This is a genomic window from Novosphingobium indicum (genome assembly GCF_014645195.1).
In the GTDB taxonomy this organism is placed as follows: domain Bacteria; phylum Pseudomonadota; class Alphaproteobacteria; order Sphingomonadales; family Sphingomonadaceae; genus Novosphingobium; species Novosphingobium indicum.
This window is the reverse complement of sequence record NZ_BMLK01000044.1, coordinates 1-19,341: the sequence shown is the minus strand read 5'-3', so window position 1 is coordinate 19,341 and position 19,341 is coordinate 1. Positions and strand designations below refer to the sequence as shown.

19 protein-coding genes and 1 pseudogene are annotated in these 19,341 nt (G+C 59.8%); 9 read left to right on the top strand and 11 right to left on the bottom strand.

The genetic code is table 11. The annotated features are described in order from the left end of the window. The 3 genes from IEX64_RS23050 to IEX64_RS23040 all read left to right on the top strand — a co-directional run. Positions 1 to 539 (top strand): carboxymuconolactone decarboxylase family protein (locus IEX64_RS23050; RefSeq protein ID WP_188823697.1); only part of this gene is annotated, 539 nt, incomplete at its 5' end. Positions 540 to 597: 58 nt separating this feature from the next. Beyond that, positions 598 to 1,389 (top strand): SDR family NAD(P)-dependent oxidoreductase, encoded by a 792-nt coding sequence (locus IEX64_RS23045; protein ID WP_188823695.1) that lies wholly within the window; start codon positions 598 to 600, stop codon positions 1,387 to 1,389. 153 nt (positions 1,390 to 1,542) lie between these two features. Next, complete coding sequence (locus IEX64_RS23040; RefSeq protein ID WP_229710689.1) at positions 1,543 to 2,388, top strand: SDR family NAD(P)-dependent oxidoreductase; 846 nt, start codon at positions 1,543 to 1,545, stop codon at positions 2,386 to 2,388. Positions 2,389 to 2,563: 175 nt separating this feature from the next. Here IEX64_RS23040 and IEX64_RS23035 read toward each other — a convergent pair whose 3' ends face one another. From IEX64_RS23035 to IEX64_RS23005, 7 genes are all read right to left on the bottom strand, one after another. Next, the gene (locus IEX64_RS23035) at positions 2,564 to 3,385 is read right to left on the bottom strand and encodes an NAD(P)-dependent oxidoreductase (protein ID WP_268238476.1); all 822 of its coding nucleotides are present in this window, start codon (positions 3,383 to 3,385) and stop codon (positions 2,564 to 2,566) included. Further along, positions 3,382 to 4,167, bottom strand: a complete 786-nt coding sequence (locus IEX64_RS23030) for a carboxymuconolactone decarboxylase family protein (RefSeq protein WP_188823689.1) — start codon at positions 4,165 to 4,167, stop codon at positions 3,382 to 3,384. Before IEX64_RS23030 ends, IEX64_RS23035 begins: the two co-directional genes overlap by 4 nt. Positions 4,168 to 4,177: 10 nt before the next feature. After that, positions 4,178 to 5,032 (bottom strand): SDR family NAD(P)-dependent oxidoreductase, encoded by an 855-nt coding sequence (locus IEX64_RS23025; RefSeq protein ID WP_188823687.1) that lies wholly within the window; start codon positions 5,030 to 5,032, stop codon positions 4,178 to 4,180. Between the two features lie 45 nt (positions 5,033 to 5,077). Continuing rightward, on the bottom strand, positions 5,078 to 5,869 hold the full coding sequence (locus IEX64_RS23020; protein ID WP_188823685.1) for a sugar phosphate isomerase/epimerase family protein: 792 nt from the start codon (positions 5,867 to 5,869) through the stop codon (positions 5,078 to 5,080). Beyond that, positions 5,866 to 7,119, bottom strand: coding sequence for an alkyl sulfatase dimerization domain-containing protein (locus tag IEX64_RS23015; RefSeq protein ID WP_188823683.1), 1,254 nt, complete (start codon positions 7,117 to 7,119; stop codon positions 5,866 to 5,868). The genes IEX64_RS23020 and IEX64_RS23015 overlap by 4 nt, the downstream gene beginning before the upstream one ends. Before the next feature lie 76 nt (positions 7,120 to 7,195). Next, positions 7,196 to 8,482 carry a sulfotransferase family protein gene (locus tag IEX64_RS23010; protein ID WP_188823681.1) on the bottom strand — a complete coding sequence of 429 codons (1,287 nt, stop codon included), beginning with the start codon at positions 8,480 to 8,482 and terminating at the stop codon, positions 7,196 to 7,198. Continuing rightward, complete coding sequence (locus IEX64_RS23005) at positions 8,479 to 9,297, bottom strand: SDR family NAD(P)-dependent oxidoreductase (RefSeq protein WP_188823679.1); 819 nt, start codon at positions 9,295 to 9,297, stop codon at positions 8,479 to 8,481. Before IEX64_RS23005 ends, IEX64_RS23010 begins: the two co-directional genes overlap by 4 nt. 652 nt (positions 9,298 to 9,949) lie before the next feature. Between IEX64_RS23005 and IEX64_RS23000 the strand changes: the two genes are divergently transcribed. After that, positions 9,950 to 10,759, top strand: coding sequence for a sugar phosphate isomerase/epimerase family protein (locus IEX64_RS23000; RefSeq protein WP_188823677.1), 810 nt, complete (start codon positions 9,950 to 9,952; stop codon positions 10,757 to 10,759). Positions 10,760 to 10,844: 85 nt separating this feature from the next. Next, on the top strand, positions 10,845 to 11,600 hold the full coding sequence (locus IEX64_RS22995; protein ID WP_188823675.1) for a FadR/GntR family transcriptional regulator: 756 nt from the start codon (positions 10,845 to 10,847) through the stop codon (positions 11,598 to 11,600). A gap of 46 nt (positions 11,601 to 11,646) precedes the next feature. Here the strand turns inward: IEX64_RS22995 and IEX64_RS22990 are convergent, their stop codons facing one another. Beyond that, the gene (locus IEX64_RS22990; protein ID WP_188823673.1) at positions 11,647 to 12,534 is read right to left on the bottom strand and encodes an MBL fold metallo-hydrolase; all 888 of its coding nucleotides are present in this window, start codon (positions 12,532 to 12,534) and stop codon (positions 11,647 to 11,649) included. A gap of 416 nt (positions 12,535 to 12,950) precedes the next feature. On the opposite strand from IEX64_RS22990, the gene IEX64_RS22985 reads away from it, so the two are divergent. Beyond that, positions 12,951 to 14,285: an MFS transporter gene (locus IEX64_RS22985; RefSeq protein WP_229710688.1), complete on the top strand. Its 1,335-nt coding sequence runs from the start codon at positions 12,951 to 12,953 to the stop codon at positions 14,283 to 14,285. Then, on the top strand, positions 14,276 to 15,115 hold the full coding sequence (locus tag IEX64_RS22980; RefSeq protein WP_268238475.1) for an SDR family oxidoreductase: 840 nt from the start codon (positions 14,276 to 14,278) through the stop codon (positions 15,113 to 15,115). Before IEX64_RS22985 ends, IEX64_RS22980 begins: the two co-directional genes overlap by 10 nt. 165 nt (positions 15,116 to 15,280) lie before the next feature. Here the strand turns inward: IEX64_RS22980 and IEX64_RS22975 are convergent. Beyond that, positions 15,281 to 15,778 (bottom strand): annotated as a pseudogene (locus tag IEX64_RS22975) (IS21 family transposase); the annotation flags it as partial. A gap of 114 nt (positions 15,779 to 15,892) precedes the next feature. Here IEX64_RS22975 and IEX64_RS24660 point away from each other — a divergent pair. After that, the gene (locus IEX64_RS24660) at positions 15,893 to 16,027 is read left to right on the top strand and encodes a hypothetical protein (RefSeq protein WP_268238474.1); all 135 of its coding nucleotides are present in this window, start codon (positions 15,893 to 15,895) and stop codon (positions 16,025 to 16,027) included. A gap of 344 nt (positions 16,028 to 16,371) precedes the next feature. Here the strand turns inward: IEX64_RS24660 and IEX64_RS22970 are convergent, their stop codons facing one another. Then, positions 16,372 to 17,043, bottom strand: coding sequence for a TetR/AcrR family transcriptional regulator (locus IEX64_RS22970; protein ID WP_188823669.1), 672 nt, complete (start codon positions 17,041 to 17,043; stop codon positions 16,372 to 16,374). A gap of 218 nt (positions 17,044 to 17,261) precedes the next feature. On the opposite strand from IEX64_RS22970, the gene IEX64_RS22965 reads away from it, so the two are divergent. Next, entirely contained in the window at positions 17,262 to 18,524 is a 1,263-nt protein-coding gene (locus IEX64_RS22965) for an amidohydrolase family protein (protein WP_188823667.1), read from the top strand. Positions 18,525 to 18,866: 342 nt separating this feature from the next. Here IEX64_RS22965 and IEX64_RS22960 read toward each other — a convergent pair. Beyond that, positions 18,867 to 19,341, bottom strand: a 475-nt coding sequence (locus tag IEX64_RS22960) for a transposase (protein ID WP_229710685.1), incomplete at its 5' end; no start/stop codon positions are given.

The window sequence follows — 19,341 nt, the reverse complement described above, 5'->3', positions numbered from 1 at the left end:
CGCACCACTACCCCGAAGGCTGGGCACTGCCGGCCACGGCGACGCCCTTTTTCCGCAACCTGTTAAAAGTTCACGAACCGCAATCCCGCTGCTTTTCAGCTTGGGCGAATGTGAAAGGGACAATGGCCATGGATAATTCCAGTGAAAAAGGGATGGCACTCTTCGAGGCGTTTCATGGCGAAGAGCTGGCGCAAGGCCTGCGCGATTACCTGGAAACAGATGACTTCGGGGTCGAGTGCGCCCGCTGGTCCACCGATTTTTCCTTTGGCACGGTCTGGGCCCGTGAAAACCTTGCACGGAAACTCCAGAGTTGCGTCGTTCTGGGAATGCTGATCGCATTGAGGCAGTCCGACGAGATTCGCTACCATACGAAAATCGGGCTTGTGAACGGACTCTCGCAGAAGGAAATCGAGGAAATCCTGTACCTCGCCGTTCCCTATTGCGGTTTTCCCGCCGCGAACATTGCGAAGGCAGCGATGCTTGCCGCATTCCACGAACTGGATTCAGCAGCGTCCCCGGCACCTGATACGTCGCGTTGACGCAGGATACCGCGCTGATTTGCGGCATCGATCTTCGAATATCCGGAAGAGATGTAAAATGACGTTCTCAAAAAAGTACGGGCCATGGGCTGTGATCACGGGTGCCTCCGAAGGGACCGGAAGCGCATTTGCACGGCGCCTGGCGGACGAGGGCATGAATTGCATTCTCATCGCGCGCCGCGAGGCACCGCTTGCCGCGCTCGCAGCAGAACTTCGCGAAAAGGGTGTTGAGGTGGTGACCGCCTGCGTGGATCTGGCATCTGCGAGTGCTGCCGGCCAGATCATCGCTGCGGTGGGCGCACGGGAAATTGGGCTTCTGATCGCGAACGCTGGCGCAGATAGCAACGGCGCGCAATTCCTAGATTGCGATCTGGCGAATTGGGAAAAACTGATATCGTTGAATATCACGACAACCATGGGCTTGTGTCATCATTTCGGGCGGTTCATGCGTGATCGTGGCCGGGGCGGAATTCTGCTGGTCGGCTCGGGCGCCTGTTACGGCGGCCTGAATGGCATCACCGTCTATTCCGGCGCGAAGAGTTTCCTGCTGTGCTTTGCCGAAGGGCTTTGGGCCGAGTTGCGGCACTATGGCATTGATGTTCTCAGTCTAGTCCTCGGCCGGACCGACACCCCGGCGCATCGCCGCAATCTGGAGCGGAAGGGGCAATCGATTCCCGAGGGCATGGCTTCGCCGGAAGATGTTGCTCGAACCGGATTGCAGCAGCTTCCTCACGGACCGATCTACAACTGGGGTCAACCCAACAGCGAAGCTGGCTATGCCCCGAATTCGCCTGATGCACGCCGGGAGCGGATTGTGGCTATCGAACAGATCCATGCCTGTAACGGGTAAGCGGACCAAGCCCCGGCCTGACCATCCCTGGCCTTCCCGGGATCAATCGCCACGGTCCGTAAGGTCGGCATGGAGTCGGCCATTGTGGCACGGCAAGGAAGCCAGGAAGCCCTGAGGAGAAGATAGATGACATCCGCAGATTCGCCCGTTGCCGTGATAACCGGTGCCAGTTCGGGCATTGGAAAGCAGGTTGCCCTGGCGCTCGCCGAAAAGGGATGGCGGGTGATCGGTACGGGCAGAAATCCAGATCGCATCGCGCAGGCGCAAGATGAAATACGAGTGGTTTCGCAAACGGGCGAGGTCGAAATGATCCGCGCGGACCTTTCGCTCCTGGCAGAAGCTATGGAATTGGCGGATCGGATCAAGGCGCTTACTGCGCGTGTCGATCTGCTGGCCAACAACGCGGGCGGGATGGCGCGGGAAATGATCATGACCGCCGAGGGGCTGGAGGCCAATTTCGCAGGTAATCATCTTGGTCCATTCGTCCTGACCAATGCCCTGCTGCCCCTGCTCCGGACTGCGGCGAAGGAATCAGAGCCGGGCAGGGTCCGCATTATCAATACGGCATCGGATGCCAGCGAGATGATCCCGTCGATAAACCTCGACGACATGCAGAACTTGCAGAACTTCAGCCCCGGCCTGGCCTATTGCACGGGCAAGCTTGCAAATGTTCTGTTTGCCCGTGCCCTGGCCAGCCGGCTCGGTGACGACGGCATAGCGGTACATGCCGTTCATCCGGGGGCGGTCGATTCCAACTTCTTTTCTTACGCGCCGGATGACACACAAGAACGTGCGCGGGAGTTGGACAAGGTCAGCGAGCAAGAGGGCGCGGACACCCTTATCTGGCTGGCGACCGAAGAAGAAGGCGGCCTCACCAGCGGAGGCTACTGGTTCCGCCGCGAGGCAAGAGCCCCCAATCCCTTCGTCGAGGATGCAGCCGCGGTCGATCGTTTCTGGCGGGAAAGCGAAAAGCTCGTGAACAAGGTTCTGGGCGCCTGAGCGGCAATCGAGATGGCGGGATTGCCTGTTTGGCTTGCTTCACGGCAAGCACCTAGACGGCCTTGCCTTAGTAGGCCTCAATGCGCCGGGTTGACCTGCCCTAACGGGCAGGCAGCCGAAGCCCCCGGCGCTTTTTCCAGCCATGCGCTGTGATGGCCACAGCGGAAGCCGTCTATCAGAACTGCTCGCCCATTGCAGCATTCAGAAACGCGCCAGATGCCATGTCCAGTTCCGTTGCGATCTGGCTCTTGCCCAAACTCGCACGCAGCAAGTCCACGTCCTTACTGAGGAGCGCTGCGCCATGCGCAAATGCGGTCGGGTGCGGCAGCCGCGCGTACACTTCGAAAGCGAAGCTGCGCCCGCTGCTGGCCTTAATCAGTTCCTTTGCTGCGTCCCGGTCGATTCCGAGCATCTCGGCCGCGTCAAGCGCCGCATGAGCAAGGCCCATGTTTGCCGCCATGAGGGCATTGTTCACGATCTTTGCGCATTGTCCTGCACCTGCGTCTCCAAGATGCACCAGCGTACCGGCGAAAGTTTCGAAAACTGGCTTGGCCTGTTCGAAGGCTTCGCATTCTCCGCCGCACATGACGGTAAGGGTACCTGCTGCAGCAGCGCCGCCTCCACCGCTCACCGGCGCATCCAGAAAGTTGATCCCGGCTTCCGTGCAGCGGGCCGCGAGCATCTCGCAGCTTTCCGGCAGGATCGTGGAATGGATGGCCAGCAGGCTGCCCGGCCGCATGACCTGAAGCAACTGATCGCAAATCTCGGCAACGTCCGCGTCATCCACCACGCAGATTCCCACGTGATCGGCCATGACGCCGAGTTCGGCCACTGAAGCAGCTGCAACGGCGCCCTCGGCAACGAAGGGTTCAAGCGTCTCCGGCCGGCGGGCCCAGACGATCAGATCGTAGCCGCCGGCACGCATTCGTTGCGCCATTGGGCCGCCCTGGCTCCCCAGGCCGATGAAGGCCGTTCTGGGGCGGGCCGGCGGAGTCAAGCGTCCCACGGCAGGCCTGCTGTATAATTCTTGGCCATCGCCGAGACCGCGGCCTGGATTACGGAAGCCTTGGGCCAGCCAGCATGGACGGCATACTGCAGGACGAACTCCTGCAGCTCCGCTGCTGAACAGTTACCACTGGCCATCGCGGCATAGAAATGTGTCCGGATCGGTGTAGGGGCGCAGCTTTCGGAAACGCCTACGAGCGTTACCCATCGGCGTGATCGTTGATCAAGAGCGCTGCGCTTCCACATCTCGCCGAAGACGAAATTGTCGATGCCGGCTTCGAAATAGGGTGTGACCGGCGGAGGTCCGGGAAATCCCATCACGGCATCAAACTCGTCGATGCCTTCCTGAACGCGCACTTGTGGATCCCATTTTCCTTCGCGGATGGGCGCAAAGTGCGACAGTTCGCCACCAGAGTCCTTCACGACCCTGCTGATGGCCCGGTCCAGTTCGACGCCCCTGGACCAGCCAGCATAGACTGCCAGATGGAGCGCCGCCTCCCGAAGCTCCTCCTGGGTCAGATCCCCGCTCAAAAGCGCGCCGCGAACATAATCGTCAATCACGTCACACGGGCCATTGGTGCTTGCGGCACTCGCGATCGAGACAAGATAACGCGATCTGCGATCAAGCCCCGGGCGGGACCAGACTTCAGCGAATATGAAATCGCGCCAGCTCGCTTCAACCGGTGTAGCCGGCATCGAACCCTGCCGGCCTAAGGCTTGCAATGCGATTTCCGTTCCGCGCTCGGAGCGCTTCTGCGCGTTCAGCGTTGTCATCCCAAGCGCCCTATTCATTGATGGAATCGATCACGGTCTGAGTGATCGAGGGCTTGCCATTATCTCCGCCAAGGAACTCGGCGTGCTTTTTCGCGATGAAGGCGTCGGGATCGGCGGCCACTCCGGGCAGCGTCTTCCAGACTTCCTCGTGGGTTGGGATGATGATCCTGCCCTGCTCCATGGCATCGGACAGAATTTTGGCGGTTTCCTGCTGAGACTTGACCCACAAATGGCTTCCCGGAGCCCGCATCGTGTAGTTTTCGCTGAAATGCTTCATCGCGTCGGGCGAACTCGTCATGACGGGACCGGGACAGAGGCAGCTGACATTTACCCCGAACTGCATGAGATGCAGCGCCAGATTCTGCGACATCGACACGACCGCCGCCTTGGATGCAGCATAGTGAATCCTGCTCGATGCAAACGGATAGAGACCGGCAAAGCTCGCCGTATTGACGATATGCCCCGAGCCCCGCTCCATCATTTTCGGCACGATGATGTTGTTCGCGCGGACCATGCCGAACACGTTGACGTCGAACATGCGCTGCCATTCCGAGACGGGAATATCCTGAGGATCTCCGCCCGAAAGAATGCCCGCGTTATTCATATGAATATCAAGGGGACCGAACTGCTTTTCTGCCGCCTCGATGGTCTTCCGGACCGAATCTTCGTCGAGCACGTTGCATTGCAGGCCGCAGCTCTCGAAACCAAGGCCGCGCAACATTTCTGCCGTTTCGCGCGCGCCATCCTCGGAAATGTCCGCAACCGCGACGCGGGCACCGCGCCGGGCCCACTCCTTGGCTATCTGCCGGCCAATGTTCTGGCCAGCGCCGATAATCAGTGCGGCCTTGCCTTCAAATGTCGTCATGCCTTTTTCCTCTCCAGTCCTTGAGGGGCGCGATTGCGCGCTCGCTCAGACACCCATCTCATCAAGCAATTTCGAAGCTGCGATGACGCCGGCGCGCAGTTCCGCCTCATCGGTCTCTGCGGTAAAGTTGGCAGAGACGACCTCGAGATCGAACACACCCTCGTAACCGGCGTCGAGCACGTCCTGCATCATGCGCCGCAGCGGCAAATTGCCCTGGCCGATGTGCGCGCGCGAACCCGCTCCGGAATTGGCGTAGTCGCCGATCTGGACGAGCGCGATGTACGGCATGGCGCGCTTCAGCGTTTGCGCCAGTCCGCGCTCCATCCAGTTGTTGCCGAAATCGGACACAATGCCGAGCCCGGTCCGCTCCGCGATCTCGACGGCATCTGCCAGCGTCGTGCAGAACGAGGAACTGGTCCGCAATGTGGGTTCCAGGGCCGCTATAACGCCTTTGCGCTTGGCGTGCTCGACGGTCGGAGCGACAGCTTCTGCAAATAGGGCGGCGTCCTGATCCCAGTCGTAATTCACGGTTCGGCCGGTGGTGAAGTAGATCGAGTGGCCCTGATGCGCCGCAGCCAGATCGATCATGGCCATCTGGGTTTCACGCGTCGCATCCCAGGTCGAGCAATCGGCGAGCTGGAAACCGGCGGTGATGATCGTGCTGATGCGAATGCCGGCCTCATCGAGCGCCGCCAGACGGCGATCGGTGTCCGTCTCGATCTTGTTCATGAGCAGACCGGCATGTCTTACGCCCAGGTCCTTCCAGAGGGCGAACTCGCGCTCGAACTCCCAGCTGTACGAGGACATGGAATCGACTGAAAGACGAGGATTGATCACTGGCCTGCTCCTGCGACTGCTTCTTCAAGGCGGCGAATCTCGCTTTCGAGCCACCGTACTTCGCTAAAATTCTCGCACCCCGCCCGGTCCAGAATATGCTTTTGGGCCGTCAACTGGATTTCCAATGCCGCCAGGTTGTCCGATGCCTTTGCGGAGATTGCTTCAGCCAGATGGAGAGCGTGCAGCGGCTTGCCTGCAGCCAGCAACTGACGTGCGCGATCGAGAACCGGGGCGCTTCCGCCGGCAAGATCGACGAGATCGGAGAATACCGCCTGCGGCGGCACGCTGTAGAGTTCCGTCGAGGACTCGTATCGAAACCAGCCCAGGTGCTCCTCCCAGATCGCACGCACAATCCAGGGCACCTTTCCATGCCCTTGCGGAATTGCGAGCTCTGCCGGAAGGGTGATCGTCTCCATCAGTTCCCAGAGCGTAAGGCCTTCGTTCATCCCTTCGAAGGTCCGGTCGCGAAGGTACTGTGTGGCATCGCGCATACGCGTGAGCATCGCACGAATGACCTCGCCGCCCCGCACCGGTTCACCATGGCCGGTAATGAGCGTCTCGGGCGCGAGGTCAATGACCCGCTGGACGCTGTCGAGGTACCATTGAACGTAGCGATAACGTTCGCCGCGCACGGTATACAGGTTCGGTACGTGCCCGAAGATCGGTCCGGTCATGTTACCGGTAAACACGATCCGTTCGCGCGGCAGCCAGACGGCTAGTGAATCCACCGTTTCCCCGCCCTTGACGGAATACAGTTCGAACCGGCGACCGCCCAGTTCGAAGGCGTGACTGTCATGGAACATAGTGGTGAGGACCGGCTCGGGCCGCTCGGTGAGTTCCTGCTTCTGGTCACGGCTCCACAGACGGCGTGAACGCCGTGCCATTGCCGGCCCAAGATCGCGGTACTGCTTGCGCACGAACGGCAGGTTTGCCTGCCCGATGGTATCGACTTCGGGGCCGTTGAAGGTCGGCCAGCCGCCGATATGATCTTCATGGCTCTGCGTCAGGATGATCTTGCGGACGGGCTTATTGCTGATCGCGTCAAAGCGCCGCTTGTTTTCGGCAGCGCTGTAGATGATCCCCGTGTTGATGAGGACGTTGCCCTCGCCGGTCGTCACCAGATAGAGGTTGGACACGTCCTTCGACATGTAAATGCCGTCGCCCAGGCTGACCGCATCTTGGCGGCCGGCACCGTCATTGATAATTTGCGCATTGAGCGGCTGCCCCGCGTCCCGTTCTGGATTGGTCATATCTACTCTCCCGATCATTCGGTCGGGGCCTCGGGCTCGCTCGTTGACGAGCCCCGAAGCCCGGAACGCGGCGGCACTAGGCCTTGACTTCGATCTTCACTGGAAAACGATCGACATAAAACGCGAAACGGTCGCGCAGCGCGGGAATATCCAGGTTGAAATCTCCAGCGAGATCGTAAACGACCCGGCCATCCTTGCCCCGCGGATGACTGTCCATGTAGGCGCGCATGTCCGCCCGGCTGTCCTCATTCGAGGGAAGCCCGGAAAATTCAAGGACCCGTTGGGCCGTCCCCACATCATCGGCGATCACGTCCCCGAAGAGGATATCGAGCCGCTGCGACTGCGGAACGCAATCCATGTCGCGAAGATAGGCTTTAAGCATACGCTCGATCCGGTCGACCCAGTAGGCGACATGGGCCTGGATATCGGGATGCTTCTGGTGGGCAAGCACGGAGAGACCGCGCATCGTCAATACCGATTGGAGGATAGCGAGCGGATCCCGGTGGATCTGCACGACATACGCATCCGGATAATTGGCGATCAGGGCGAGAAGCTGTTCGCTGTGCTGGTTCCCCTTCAGGATCCAGCGCCGATCGGACGGGAACTGGTTGGCGATCGCCTTGAGCATCCGCTTCCCATAGGCGTAGTGCGGTGTCTGATCGTGGCCGAGGAGGTAGTCGCGCCAACCTGGCACCTCCGCCATCCATTCCCACTGATAGGTGGTGAAATCCGGCATCTGCAGTTCGTTTTCACCACATGCGTGGTCCGGCGAATGCTCGTGCATGGCTGCCATTATCGCATTCTGCTTCATGCGCTCCCAATGTGCATTCGAACGCAGCCAGCGCGGATCGGGACCGTCGCGCCCGGCCTCTTCGCCGGGCCCCGGCACCGCCTCGCTGCCCAGATACACGGGAAGATGCCGCAAACGGCGATCGGACGCGATCAGGTTTTCCAGATGCGTCGTACCCGATCGGGGCAGGCCGACGATGATGATCGGCCGGTCGATCACGATGCTCTCGACCTCAGGGGGATTGTCGAGATAGGCCTTGTTCTTGAGGCGATTTGCAGCTTGCTTCACGCAGGCCGCACGAAAGTTCGCCTTCGCAAAGCGCCAAAGGTTCGCATTGCCGCCAACTTCGCCAAGCAGAGCCTCGAGGCGCTCAGTGAAATCCATCGGGCCAAAATCCGACAGGCCGGTCTGAGCCATTGCTTCGTCGAGAACGCCCTGGACAGACAGGTCGAGCGGCTCGTCTTCGGCCGCCATGAGTTCGGCACGGCGCTCAGCCGGCAATTCGGGGTTGCGAAACTGCTCCACCCGAAAGACCTTGGTCTGGAGATGGGACTTCGTCCCTGCAGCGCTCATGCCCTGCGCTCCGCCGAGGTATTGAGCTTTCCGGCATTCGCCATCCACCCGCCGTCAACCTTGACCAGATCTCCGGTGTGATAGCGCGAAACATCGCTCATGAAGTAGACACCGATTCCTTCGAAGTCCTCTGGCGTACCGAAACGCGGAATCGGGCAACGCTCGCGAACCTGGGCCCCGAGCGGAGAGTCGGCGCCTTGATCCTTGACCGTTTCGCTTTCTGTATAACCGGGGCACACGGTGTTCGCGCGAATCCCGAACTTGCCCATGTCAACCGCGATGCCGCGCGCCAGGGACGCCATGGCACCTTTGGATGCATTGTAATGCTGCATGCCGATCGAGCCGGTGACGGCAGAAAGACTTGCGCAGAACAGAATGGAACCACCCGGATCGCCGGCTTCCGCACGCGCGCGCATGTGACGGGCTGCCTCACGCGCGAGGTAGAATGCCCCATGCTGGTTAACGGAAAGAAGGCTGTGCCAGGCTTCACCGGTCATATTGGTGAAGCAGCCCTGGTTCATCATCAAACCGGCATTTGCAATGGCGCCATCGACCCTGCCCATCGCCTCGACGGCGGCAGCGAAGGATTTGATCACCTTCGCCTCGTCCGATACATCGACCTCCTGAGCAAGGACGCGCACGCCGAACTTGCGCAGCTCTTCAGCAGCGGCCTCGTTCCTATCCTGGCGGCGCCCCCAGATCACCAGGTCGCCACCAGCCTTTGCGATACCGCGCGCAAAGCCCAGGCCTATGCCCGCATTTCCACCTGAAATGACTACAACTCGACCTGCCAGGTCCCACGGATGGCGTGCCATGACGCTACTCTCTCCCATGCCAATAAATCCAACTGGGCGCATCGATTTCATTTGAACGCCGCCGCGCGACGCACTCTAAACAGGATACTTTAATTGAAGTCAAGCCCTGCCATCGCCCCACCCCACCGGCAACGCCGGAACATTTCCAACGCCCGGACAACCTCCCGCGTTTCTAAGGGTATATAGACGTTCTGAACGTCATCTCTATTTAGAAACTTGAAAAGCAGACATCTTGACACACGCAAGGGCATAACCAGAAAACCACTGAACAGTATCCTTTATATATCCTCCACCAACTAACAGCGACAGCCACCTTCCCACGCAGTCGCATTCGCCAGACCGCCCAACTTCGACACCGGACACCGGCAAACCACCCGGCACCACATTGCCCCGACACAGAACCCGCAGAGCACGAGCTGCGAACTACAAGAGCACGATCATATGAAGGCTACTTTAAGAATGAAAACCCTACCACAATATTGCATTTTCTCAATTAGAGTATCCTCTTGAGATCGATTGCCACCACTGCTATCCTTTTCAGCCGCCCTGGCACACCCGCGCCAGCAGAACGGCTCAGCGACACTGACGAGCCGAGAGGCCAATCTCAAACGGCGCCGCTCCGACGGCGCTCGACCTGTGTGGAAGGATGAACATGAAGCGGCTGGGCATTGATGGGCAAACCGTTTTCGGGCTTGCACCGCTTGAGCACATAGCGCTCGCCAAAAAGCTTGGCTGTGGACATATTTCCATCGCTCTGAGCCAGGCACCGTGGAAGCTTCCCGATGTGGGGGAATGGTCGCTTCGGGAGGACGCTCGGCTTCGCCGCGATGTCGTTGCAGCATCTGCAGATTCTGGTGTTTCGCTGTCGCTGGGAGAAGGTTTCGCTATTCGCCCCAACGTGCAGGTACGAGATTTTGCGAAAGACCTCGACCTCATGGCCGAAATGGGAGTACGCAGCGTCGGTACGGTCGGCCTAGGCGCCGATGTCGCTCAAGCGAAGGACCAGCTAGCGCAGCTATCGGAATTGACAGCCGAACGCGGCCTTATTCTGCTGCTCGAATTCGCGCCTCCGCATGCATTCCCGGGACTGCTTGAGGCCGCGGCAGCACTGTGTGAGCTTGGGCGCGCCAATATCAAACTCAATCTCGATGTCATGCATTTCTACAGGTGCGGGAACACCGCAAGGCAATTGGAGGCGCTGCCACGGAGCCTCATTGGACGCGCGCAATTATGCGACGCCAAACTGCTCGATCAAGGCAAGGCGTATATGGAGGAAGCCTGCTTTGAACGGCTGCTGCCCGGCGAGGGGGAAATTCCCCTCGAAGAATTCCTCGCGGCATTGCCGCAAGACTTGCCAATAGGCATCGAGACTCCCAATCGTGACGCCGTGCCTGACAAGAGCCACCTGCTTGCCCATGTGCGCCAGGCCGTTGAGATGAGCGTCCAAATCCTTCGATCGTGATAGTCGCGCGAAGGCCCCAAGCAGACCTTGCGTTCGCTTGCATCGGACTGGACCGTACCGCCGCAAACGTGCTTGATAGGAAACTATGAACGCCATCACTCGAAGCAGAACGCCCCTGGAAGTCGCCGCAGAAAGACTGCGCGTGATCATACTCGACATCTCCGAGGGCACATTGATCGGCAGCGAAGAAGAACTGATCGGTCTCTTGGGATGTTCGCGCAGCACCGTGCGGCAGGTAGCGCGGCTGCTCGAACGCGAGGGGCTCCTGAAAGTTCGCCGCGGCATCAATGGCGGGTACTTCAGTGCCCGGCCGAATGCCGAAACTATCGAGGCGACGGTGAGCGCCTACCTCGAAACTTTGCACATGAAACCGAGCGACGTCACGGTTCTCGCGTCCGCACTCTGGGTGGAGGCCATGCGCATGGCGGTCCGTTGTGATCCGGTGCAGGTGGCGGCAGTCGTAAAACACTTGCAGCGAAAGGTGGGTGCCCTGAAGGACGAAGCCACTTTCGACGATGTAAGGAAGCTAGAACGGGAAACGCAGGAAGCTATCTTTAAACTGGCGGACAGCACCTACATCAAACTGATCTTCGACATCAACTCCGCCTTCTCGCGCCGCCGGTTCGCAGACCCGACCCTGGACGACGAAAGCCCCGAGCATCGCGAGTTCGTCTGCCAGTGGCGGGACGCGAAGTCTCTGGAGCTTGACGCATTGCGTTTGGGAGACTGCGACCTTGTACTGACTGCGGCCCGATTCAGCCGAAAGATATGGCATTCGGGGCTAAAGCGCCGATTCAGGATCCTAGCTGAAGACGCAGCGTCAGGTCCCGGAAACGGTTGAGGTTGCCCCCGGCAACCGATGGCCGCAGCCCAGCCCCGCAGCGCCGTTAAAGGGTCTGCGCGCCAGCCGTAAAATGAACGATTTCGCCGGCAAGGGAAGCCCGTACCGCGTAAGGTGCCGGCACATGGGCAGCAATGAGATAGGCATCCTGTTCGCAGGAGAGTTCGACTAACCTGCGCCGGGTCGCGATGAGCGCCGCCGTGTCGTCTGCCCCCGCAAACAGAACGGTCGGATCGGCCAGTTGTATCGGATGATGGAAGCAATCGCCGGTAAAATAAGCGTGCTGCCCCGCCGAATGGAAATGGACCATCTGGTGGCCGAACGTATGGCCGGGCGCTCCTTCGATTGTCACCCCCGAGAAAAGAGCGTGATCGGCTGATACCAGGTCCATGAGACCAGCAGCCATGACCGGCTCGACACTGCGCGCAAAGACGCCCTTGTTGAGATCGTCGGCTGGCAGCCCCGCGTCCGCCGCCAAGAAATTATCATATTCCAATCGGCGGACAATATACCGGGCGTTGGGAAAAGTCGGTACCCATTTGCCATCACGCAAGCGGGTATTCCAACCGCAATGATCGTGATGCAAATGGGTGCAAATCACGTAATCTATGTCTTGCGGCAGGTAGCCGCTTGCCTGCATTCGCTCGATGTAAGGCACGTCGAGCATGTTGAAATAGGGTACCGAATGGGGACGGTCGTTTCCATTGCATGGATCGATCAGAATAACACGCCCGCCGATCTCAACTATCCAGCTTTGGAATACGAGATCGAACCCTCCGTGATCGTCCAGGAAGTGCGGATAGAGCCAATAGCGGTTCGCCTCCAGAAGGTCGCGATTGCTGGTGAAGGATTCGATATGGTTCGCAATCCTAACCTCTTCGACGCAGCGCACCTGCGCGCTACCAAACGTCATAAGAGCTGAAGTCGTGCTCACTGCCAATTTCCTTGTTTTGCGCTTTTCGGAAAACCCGGCACCCTTGATTGACCTTTGACATGACATGGAGCGTACCGGCCCAAGGGACACGCCCAATCTCGCTACACTGCAACTTCCGCCGCGCCGATAGGCAGCATTCCCAGACAGCGGAGCTTGTGCCTTGTTCGCAGCCTCTTCGGCAACCGTCAATTGCGTGACCTCTTTATATCACATATTCCAAGACCCCAAGGATTCCCGAAATACGCTACGCTAGAGCGATATCATTTCACTTCGCTGATGAATATGACGAAAAACAGCCATTTTATGGCAATAAATTCACCAACTTCCGCATCAGGACTTTTATCCGGGCGCAAAGTACGTCACTTCAAAGAGGATGCTGTTACTCATAGGCGACAAAGCCTGTTGGTACGAGAAGCATGACCGCCCGCGAAGGCGGCTTAACAAAACGATGGAGAGCGCAATTGGCCACCGATATCCGAACGGCTCCTTCCGAATGGCGCCGATACTGGCCGCTGGTTCTGACCTCCTGCATCGGCTTTTCGTTCATGTCGTTCATGACCCCCGCAGCCGGGGTGTTCATGGATCCGCTGGCCAATGAATTTGGCTGGGACCGGACGCAGCTTTCCACCGGCATTGCGCTTTCGGCTCTGATCTCGATCGTGCTTTCGCCCTTTGTCGGCGCCGCGATCGACAACTGGGGCGTAAGGCGCATCGCCCTGCCCGGTCTTGTGTTGACCTCGCTCTCCATCGCGGCCTTCGCACTAGCATCGGGATCGTTCCTGCAATGGATCGTCCTCTGGCTGATCTGGGGCATTTTCGTGCTGCTGGTCCAATCTACGCTGTGGTCAACAGCCGTGGCATCGACGTTTCAAGCCTCACGCGGGCTTGCCCTGGGCCTCACGATGTCCGGCACGGCCGTGGCGCAGGTGATAGCCCCGCCCCTGAGCAACTGGCTCATTGCCCAGTTCGGCTGGCGCTTTGCATTTGTCGCACTGGGTTTGGGATGGGGCGGGGTCGCGCTGATCCTGGCCATCCTGTTCTTGCACAATACCGGCTCCAAGCAACGCACCAATGCTATTAACAAGTCATCCATTTCAGCCGCTTCAACGCTCCTGCCGGGCCTCACTCTTGCCCAAGCAAGGCGAAGCCGGGCCTTGTGGACAGTGGCCATCGCCACGTTTCTGATCCTCACGGCAACCATAGCTGTCGTGGTCCACCAGTTCCCGATCCTTATTGCGGCAGGCGTATCACGTTCGAATGCCGCGTGGATGGTCAGCCTGTCTGGCGTCGCGGGAATTGCAGGGAAGGTGATAACCGGCTCGCTCGTCGATCGCTTCCATGTCCGCTGGATTGGCGGGCTCACACTTGCATCGACCGCCATTGCCTGGCCGCTGCTGATGGAGAGCGTGGCATCGCCGGCCCTCGTGATCATCGGGATCATGATCAGCGGCTACGCAGGCGGAACGAAGATGCAATTGTGCAGTTACCTGACGGCCCGCTACGCCGGGATACGCCACTACGGCACGATCTTCGGCATAATGACCAGCATGATCGCACTTGCCTCCGCCATCGGGCCTTTGGCAGCCGGGGCCGCGTACGATGCCTATGGCAGCTACTCTCCGCTGCTGCTCACGGGCGTTGCCATATCGCTGGTCAGCGGATTCATGATTTTCAGTCTGCCCGGCTATCCGGTCTGGGATGAAACGCCGCACGAAACGGACACCGTGCAGGAGAAAAATGCATGTCACTAACCCCAAGGACCCGCTTGGATCTCCCCCTGGCCATTGTGGTCGGTGCTGGAGGCATGGGAGCCTCCGTGGCAAGGCGTATGGCGCACGGGCATCGAGTATTGCTAGCTGACATCGACGAAAGCAGAGCCGCAGCTGTTGCCAATGACCTGGCCATTGAAGGCGGCAGCGTCCTGCCGATAGCATGTGATGTTACGGACGCGACGTCCGTTGAGGCCCTATCGCAGACCGCCGCCGGGCTTGGTGGTTTTCGCACGCTCGTCCACGTCGCTGGTCTTTCGATCGCCGCTGACAGTTTCAACAAAATCGTGAACGTCAACTTGCGCGGCCCGGCCCTTGTCGCACAGGCGTTTCTGCCGCTCGCCAGTCCGGGTTGTTCCGCCATTCTGATCGCGTCACTGGCCGCCCACAGCATTCGCGCAGCACCTGCGGAACTGGCAGTTCTAGCCAGCCCCGCAGCGCCCGAACTGGCGTCCAAGCTCGCCAAATGCCTCGCGCCATCAAATACCACAGCTCAGATGGCCTATACTTATTCGAAGATCGGCTTGATCGAAATGGCGCGGCGCGAGGCTGCTGCGTGGGGGCGGGCAGGCGCACGCATAGTCACGCTCTCGCCCGGTTTGATAGCAACGCCAATGGGCGCGCTCGCGTACGAGAAAAGCGCCGGAAAGCGCGCGATGTTCGAGCGCACGCCCCTTGGGCGTGAAGGCACGATGACGGAGATTGCCGATGCGGTAGAATTTCTGACCTCAGATCGTGCCTCGTTCATCAGTGGCACGGATCTGCTCGTCGATGGAGGGCTATGCGGAGCGCTGGGTTATCCAGCCAGTTAGGAAAACACCCCTGTAAGCTGAGCCACGCGAGTTACGTCATGACGATCGAAATACGAGAACTGCGGGTCAGAAATTTACGGCCAGAGCCGAGTAATTCCGGGAACGTCACACTCGTTACAGCTATCGTTTACGTGAATTCACGAAGATCGCAGTGCAAGACGAATGCCTGCAGATGGAGGCACGCTTATGTGCCAGCTTGGTATGGGCGACCTGCAGCTTCGTCACCTTGCCGTCCAACACGGCATAATCCTCGCTCCAGTCGAACTGGAAGGCCTCGCCAGGCTGGAAAACCAAAGGCACGAACGTCCCGCGCCCGCAGGTCTGCTGTTCATACTGAAGCTCGGCCCGCCATCGCCGGGCAAAGGCAGCCACCCGGTTATAGGAGCCATCGTAACCCAGCTTCACCAGATCACCGTACAGTTGCTTGGCGGTCCGCTTCTGCTTGCGGGATTTCTTCGATTCCACTCGCAGCCAAGCCGCCAGCTTGTCCGCGAAGGGATCGAGTTTGCTGGGCCGCAACGGAACCTTGAAGCTGGGCTCAACCGTATCGGAGCGCAGATACTTGCGGATGGTGTTGCGGGACAGGCCGGTCCGGCGCCTGATCTCCCGAATGGAGATCCCCTGCCGGAAATGCCACCGGCGGATCACACTGAGTAAGTCCATGTCGATCACTCCAAGACCCTCCGACTGGCAGCCGGAAGGGAGGGAAACATGGGTCAATTCTCAGTGGTAATTTATACGCGCCCCGGGTCACTTCTCAGTGGCAATCAACAGCCCATGATCTCAGGCCGCCTTGCGACCTCTAGCGATAGCGAAGACATCGTAGCCGCACCGTTCTGGCGCCTGGCGCTGGCAGCCGCAGTCGCCGGCGCCCTCGTCTGGCTGATCGCTGACGGCCTGCGCTTCACCTAGGCTCGGCCCCTTCATTTGCGGCCTCGCAGCCGCTGGATCAACCTGCGAACGACGGTCGGCGGAATTTGAGGCGCTGACATGGCCGGAGTATCGCTCGCGCAGGCATTCGCTGGCCTGGCACCGTCCGTCCCGGGCCCTTCGCGGCTGCAGTGAAACACCTGATTCTATGTCGAGGACATGGGACTGCTCGAAGGCGTCATGCACCTTTGCGAACTCATGGAGTTCGCGACGCAGATCGAATACGTCTATCGGCGCAAATGAAGCGAGGCCGCTTGCCTCGGACACAACAATTGGAAAATGCCATGCTCATGAGTGCAACTCTGATGTCGAGGGCTGGATTTTCTTCAGATGCCGGCCACGACTAGGGCGCTGCGACAGAATTCCCAGATCTCCTCCGCCAAAGCGCAGCGGCGTTGTGGAGAGCCAGCGTCTGCGACCGAGGCCAGCAATTCCGCGTGTACGGTTGTTGAGAGCATATTGTAGATCAGCTTCGACAGACGGCCCGGTGATCCCGCGCGGATGATACCTTCCGCAATCCCGTCGGCAATGGTCTGAGCCATCAGTTCAAGCACAGGTTCCAGCGCAGCATGGAGCCGCTCGGGCCGCGCCTCGGCCAGCCGAAGATGCTCGCGGCACAGCGCTGCCCCCCTCCGCAAGGCCGGCCCCCAATCCTCGCCAGGCCGTGGATCGCCAACTGCCAGCCGAAAGATCACGCAGCGAAGGCGCTCGACGGGGCTGACGATCCCGGTCATGTCGCTGCGGCAGGCGTCGGCGGTAAGCTGAACGGACTTTGCGAAGACCGCCAGGACCAGATCGTCCTTTCCGGAGAAATGTTCGTAGAATACGCGGCGATTGATGCCCGCTTCCTTCAACACCGCGCGAACATTCAAGCCTTCGAGACCTGACTGCCCGAGAAGGCGCAGAGTGGCCTCGACCATCACCGCTGCCCGATCCACGCCGCGCGGGCCACTCTTCGCAAGGCGATCGGAAGCATCGATCTCGAGGTCACCATTCAAAATTTGATACTTTCACACAGAGTATTTGCAGTGCCGAATCTCTGGCCGGGCCGATGGCAAAGCCATTCAAATGCAGACCTGACAGCCCAAAAGCAATTGACTCATACCCCGCACTGACCGCATCAAGGGAACTTAGTTCCCACCCTTCTCCGAAGCACAGGCGGCCAACAAGGCCGCCTAGCAGGCGCAAGGGCAGAGCGATCAAATGAGGAGATGATATGTCAGACGGCACAGCCACCGAACTTTCGCGCGCGGCAAAGAACTATTGGAGCGAAGCCGGATATGCCCCGGGCGGCATTATTCGCGAAGTCGACTATGCCGCCGCCGCGAGCGGACTTCACCCGCTGCTCGAAGGCATCAAGATCGTCGACTGCGATACCCATTTCACTGAGCCGCCGGATCTATTCACATCCCGGGCGCCTGCGCGGATTCGCGACAAGGTGCCGCATCAGAAGATCGTGAACGGTATCACGCGCTGGTTCGTGGGCGATGACGACTACGGAATCGTCGGTGGCAACGTCATCAAGCCCGATCACAACAAGTTGCTCGGTCGCCTTTCCTTCCCCACCCTCGAGGAGGGGCACCCGGGCGCCTACAAAGTCAAGCCACGTCTTCAGGCGATGGACGACATGGGGATCTACGCGCAGATTTGCTATCAGAATTCCGGCGTGACTCAAGCCGGCTCGCTGATGCATCTGGACGACGAGGTCGGTGTGACCGTGCTCCAAATCTACAACGATGCAGCGGCGGAACGGCAGGTGGAATCGGGGCAACGGCTCTTCACGCTCGCGCACCTGCCCTTGTGGAACAAGAAGGAACTGGACGCCGAAGCGCGACGGTGCCTTGATCTCGGAATCAAGGGTTTCGTGCTGCCTGACATGCCTGAAACGCTGGGTATCCCATCATACGACCAGCCTTACTGGGCGGATTTCCTCGAACTGTGCAACGAGCACCGGATCCCGATCAACTTCCACCTCAATGCGGCGATCGATCCGAACAAGATGACGTGGAAGAGCTTCTCGTTCGAAAAGGCGATCTCGGTTGCCTCAAACATGTTTTACATCGGCAACCTCGCGACCATGGGCAATTGGATGGTGTCGGGTCTACTCGACCGCTATCCGCACCTGCGCATCGGCCTGATCGAGAGCGGCATGGGCTGGATCCCATTCGGAATCGAGGCGCTTGAACACCAGTTCGATGAGATGCTTGCCGATCCCGCGCACGCCCCGCAGCGCCGCCCTTGGGACTACTTCCGCGACAATTTCTGGGTCACCTACTGGTTCGAGAAGGTAGGCCCCATTAAGCTCCTGGAAACCATCGGCGTGGACAAGGTCCTGTTCGAAACTGACTTTCCTCACCCCACAGCCCTCTATCCCGGCGTGCAGGAGCACATCGTCGAGACGCTGGGCGGCTACAGCCACGAGGTGCGCAAGCGCGTGCTCGAACGCAATGCGGCGGAGCTCTACAACCTGCCGTTCTGATCGGGCCGCCCTCGCTCGCACGAGCGTGCTTGCGAGGGCATGCCACTAGCTCAAGTACCTGACACGCCTCCTAGTCCGATAAGACGAGGCTGCGCTCGTACCAGAATCTGCGCGCCGGGTGCTGACGACCTGAGCGAAGGCTCTGAACGCCGCCGCGGCCTCAACTCAAAGGGTGCTACCGGAAGGCGGCGCGGAATCCGATGAAGTGGGACACCTCGAAGAACCGACTGATTTCGGCCTGATGGCGACGTGACGGCCCGGGAGGGGCGGGTTGTCCCCGTCCTTTGCCTCTTGGTCTGCCGATTTTCCGCTTGAAGCCGGCTCTGGGAGCCGGTTTTTGTGTCATGCGGGCGCAGTACGCCCCTCGAGCCAGGCGAGACGCCGGAAGTTATAGGCAAGGTTCGCCATGCCGATCTTGATGCGAGCGCGGGCGATGCCGATAGTGCGCACGATGAGGCCCATGCGGTGCTTTTGTCCGGCGAAGACATGCTCGACCGCCGAGCGCACGGCGGATCGCTTCGCATTGGCTCTGGCGATGCGCTCGGGCATCGGCCGGCGCGGTGGCTTCTTCTGGTGGATATGACTGGTGAACATGCCCTTGGCGAGGAACGCCTCGTTCTTCTTCGACCGGTAGGCCGTATCGGCCCAGACCCCGGAGCCGGTGTTGTCCTTGCTGACCACGTCGGGCAACCGTGCGCCGTCGTGAGCATTGGCGGCACTCGCACCCCAGGTGCGGATGAGGCCATGGGCCTGATCGGCCCCCGCTGAGTGGTCCGTGTGATTTGTTAGTGTAAAACTGCCTCTGGCGCCATGGCTG

What these genes read in the sequence shown, in the direction of transcription:
- IEX64_RS22980 (WP_268238475.1), top strand. Translation starts at nt 14,276, where the DNA reads ATGTCACTAACCCCAAGGACCCGCTTGGATCTCCCCCTGGCCATTGTG.
- IEX64_RS22995 (WP_188823675.1), top strand. Translation starts at nt 10,845, where the DNA reads ATGAACGCCATCACTCGAAGCAGAACGCCCCTGGAAGTCGCCGCAGAA.
- IEX64_RS22985 (WP_229710688.1), top strand. Translation starts at nt 12,951, where the DNA reads ATGACCGCCCGCGAAGGCGGCTTAACAAAACGATGGAGAGCGCAATTG.
- IEX64_RS23030 (WP_188823689.1), bottom strand. Translation starts at nt 4,167, where the DNA reads ATGACAACGCTGAACGCGCAGAAGCGCTCCGAGCGCGGAACGGAAATC.
- IEX64_RS23010 (WP_188823681.1), bottom strand. Translation starts at nt 8,482, where the DNA reads ATGAGCGCTGCAGGGACGAAGTCCCATCTCCAGACCAAGGTCTTTCGG.
- IEX64_RS23045 (WP_188823695.1), top strand. Translation starts at nt 598, where the DNA reads ATGACGTTCTCAAAAAAGTACGGGCCATGGGCTGTGATCACGGGTGCC.
- IEX64_RS23000 (WP_188823677.1), top strand. Translation starts at nt 9,950, where the DNA reads ATGAAGCGGCTGGGCATTGATGGGCAAACCGTTTTCGGGCTTGCACCG.
- IEX64_RS23025 (WP_188823687.1), bottom strand. Translation starts at nt 5,032, where the DNA reads ATGACGACATTTGAAGGCAAGGCCGCACTGATTATCGGCGCTGGCCAG.
- IEX64_RS22965 (WP_188823667.1), top strand. Translation starts at nt 17,262, where the DNA reads ATGTCAGACGGCACAGCCACCGAACTTTCGCGCGCGGCAAAGAACTAT.
- IEX64_RS23015 (WP_188823683.1), bottom strand. Translation starts at nt 7,119, where the DNA reads ATGACCAATCCAGAACGGGACGCGGGGCAGCCGCTCAATGCGCAAATT.
- IEX64_RS24660 (WP_268238474.1), top strand. Translation starts at nt 15,893, where the DNA reads ATGATCTCAGGCCGCCTTGCGACCTCTAGCGATAGCGAAGACATCGTA.
- IEX64_RS23005 (WP_188823679.1), bottom strand. Translation starts at nt 9,297, where the DNA reads ATGGCACGCCATCCGTGGGACCTGGCAGGTCGAGTTGTAGTCATTTCA.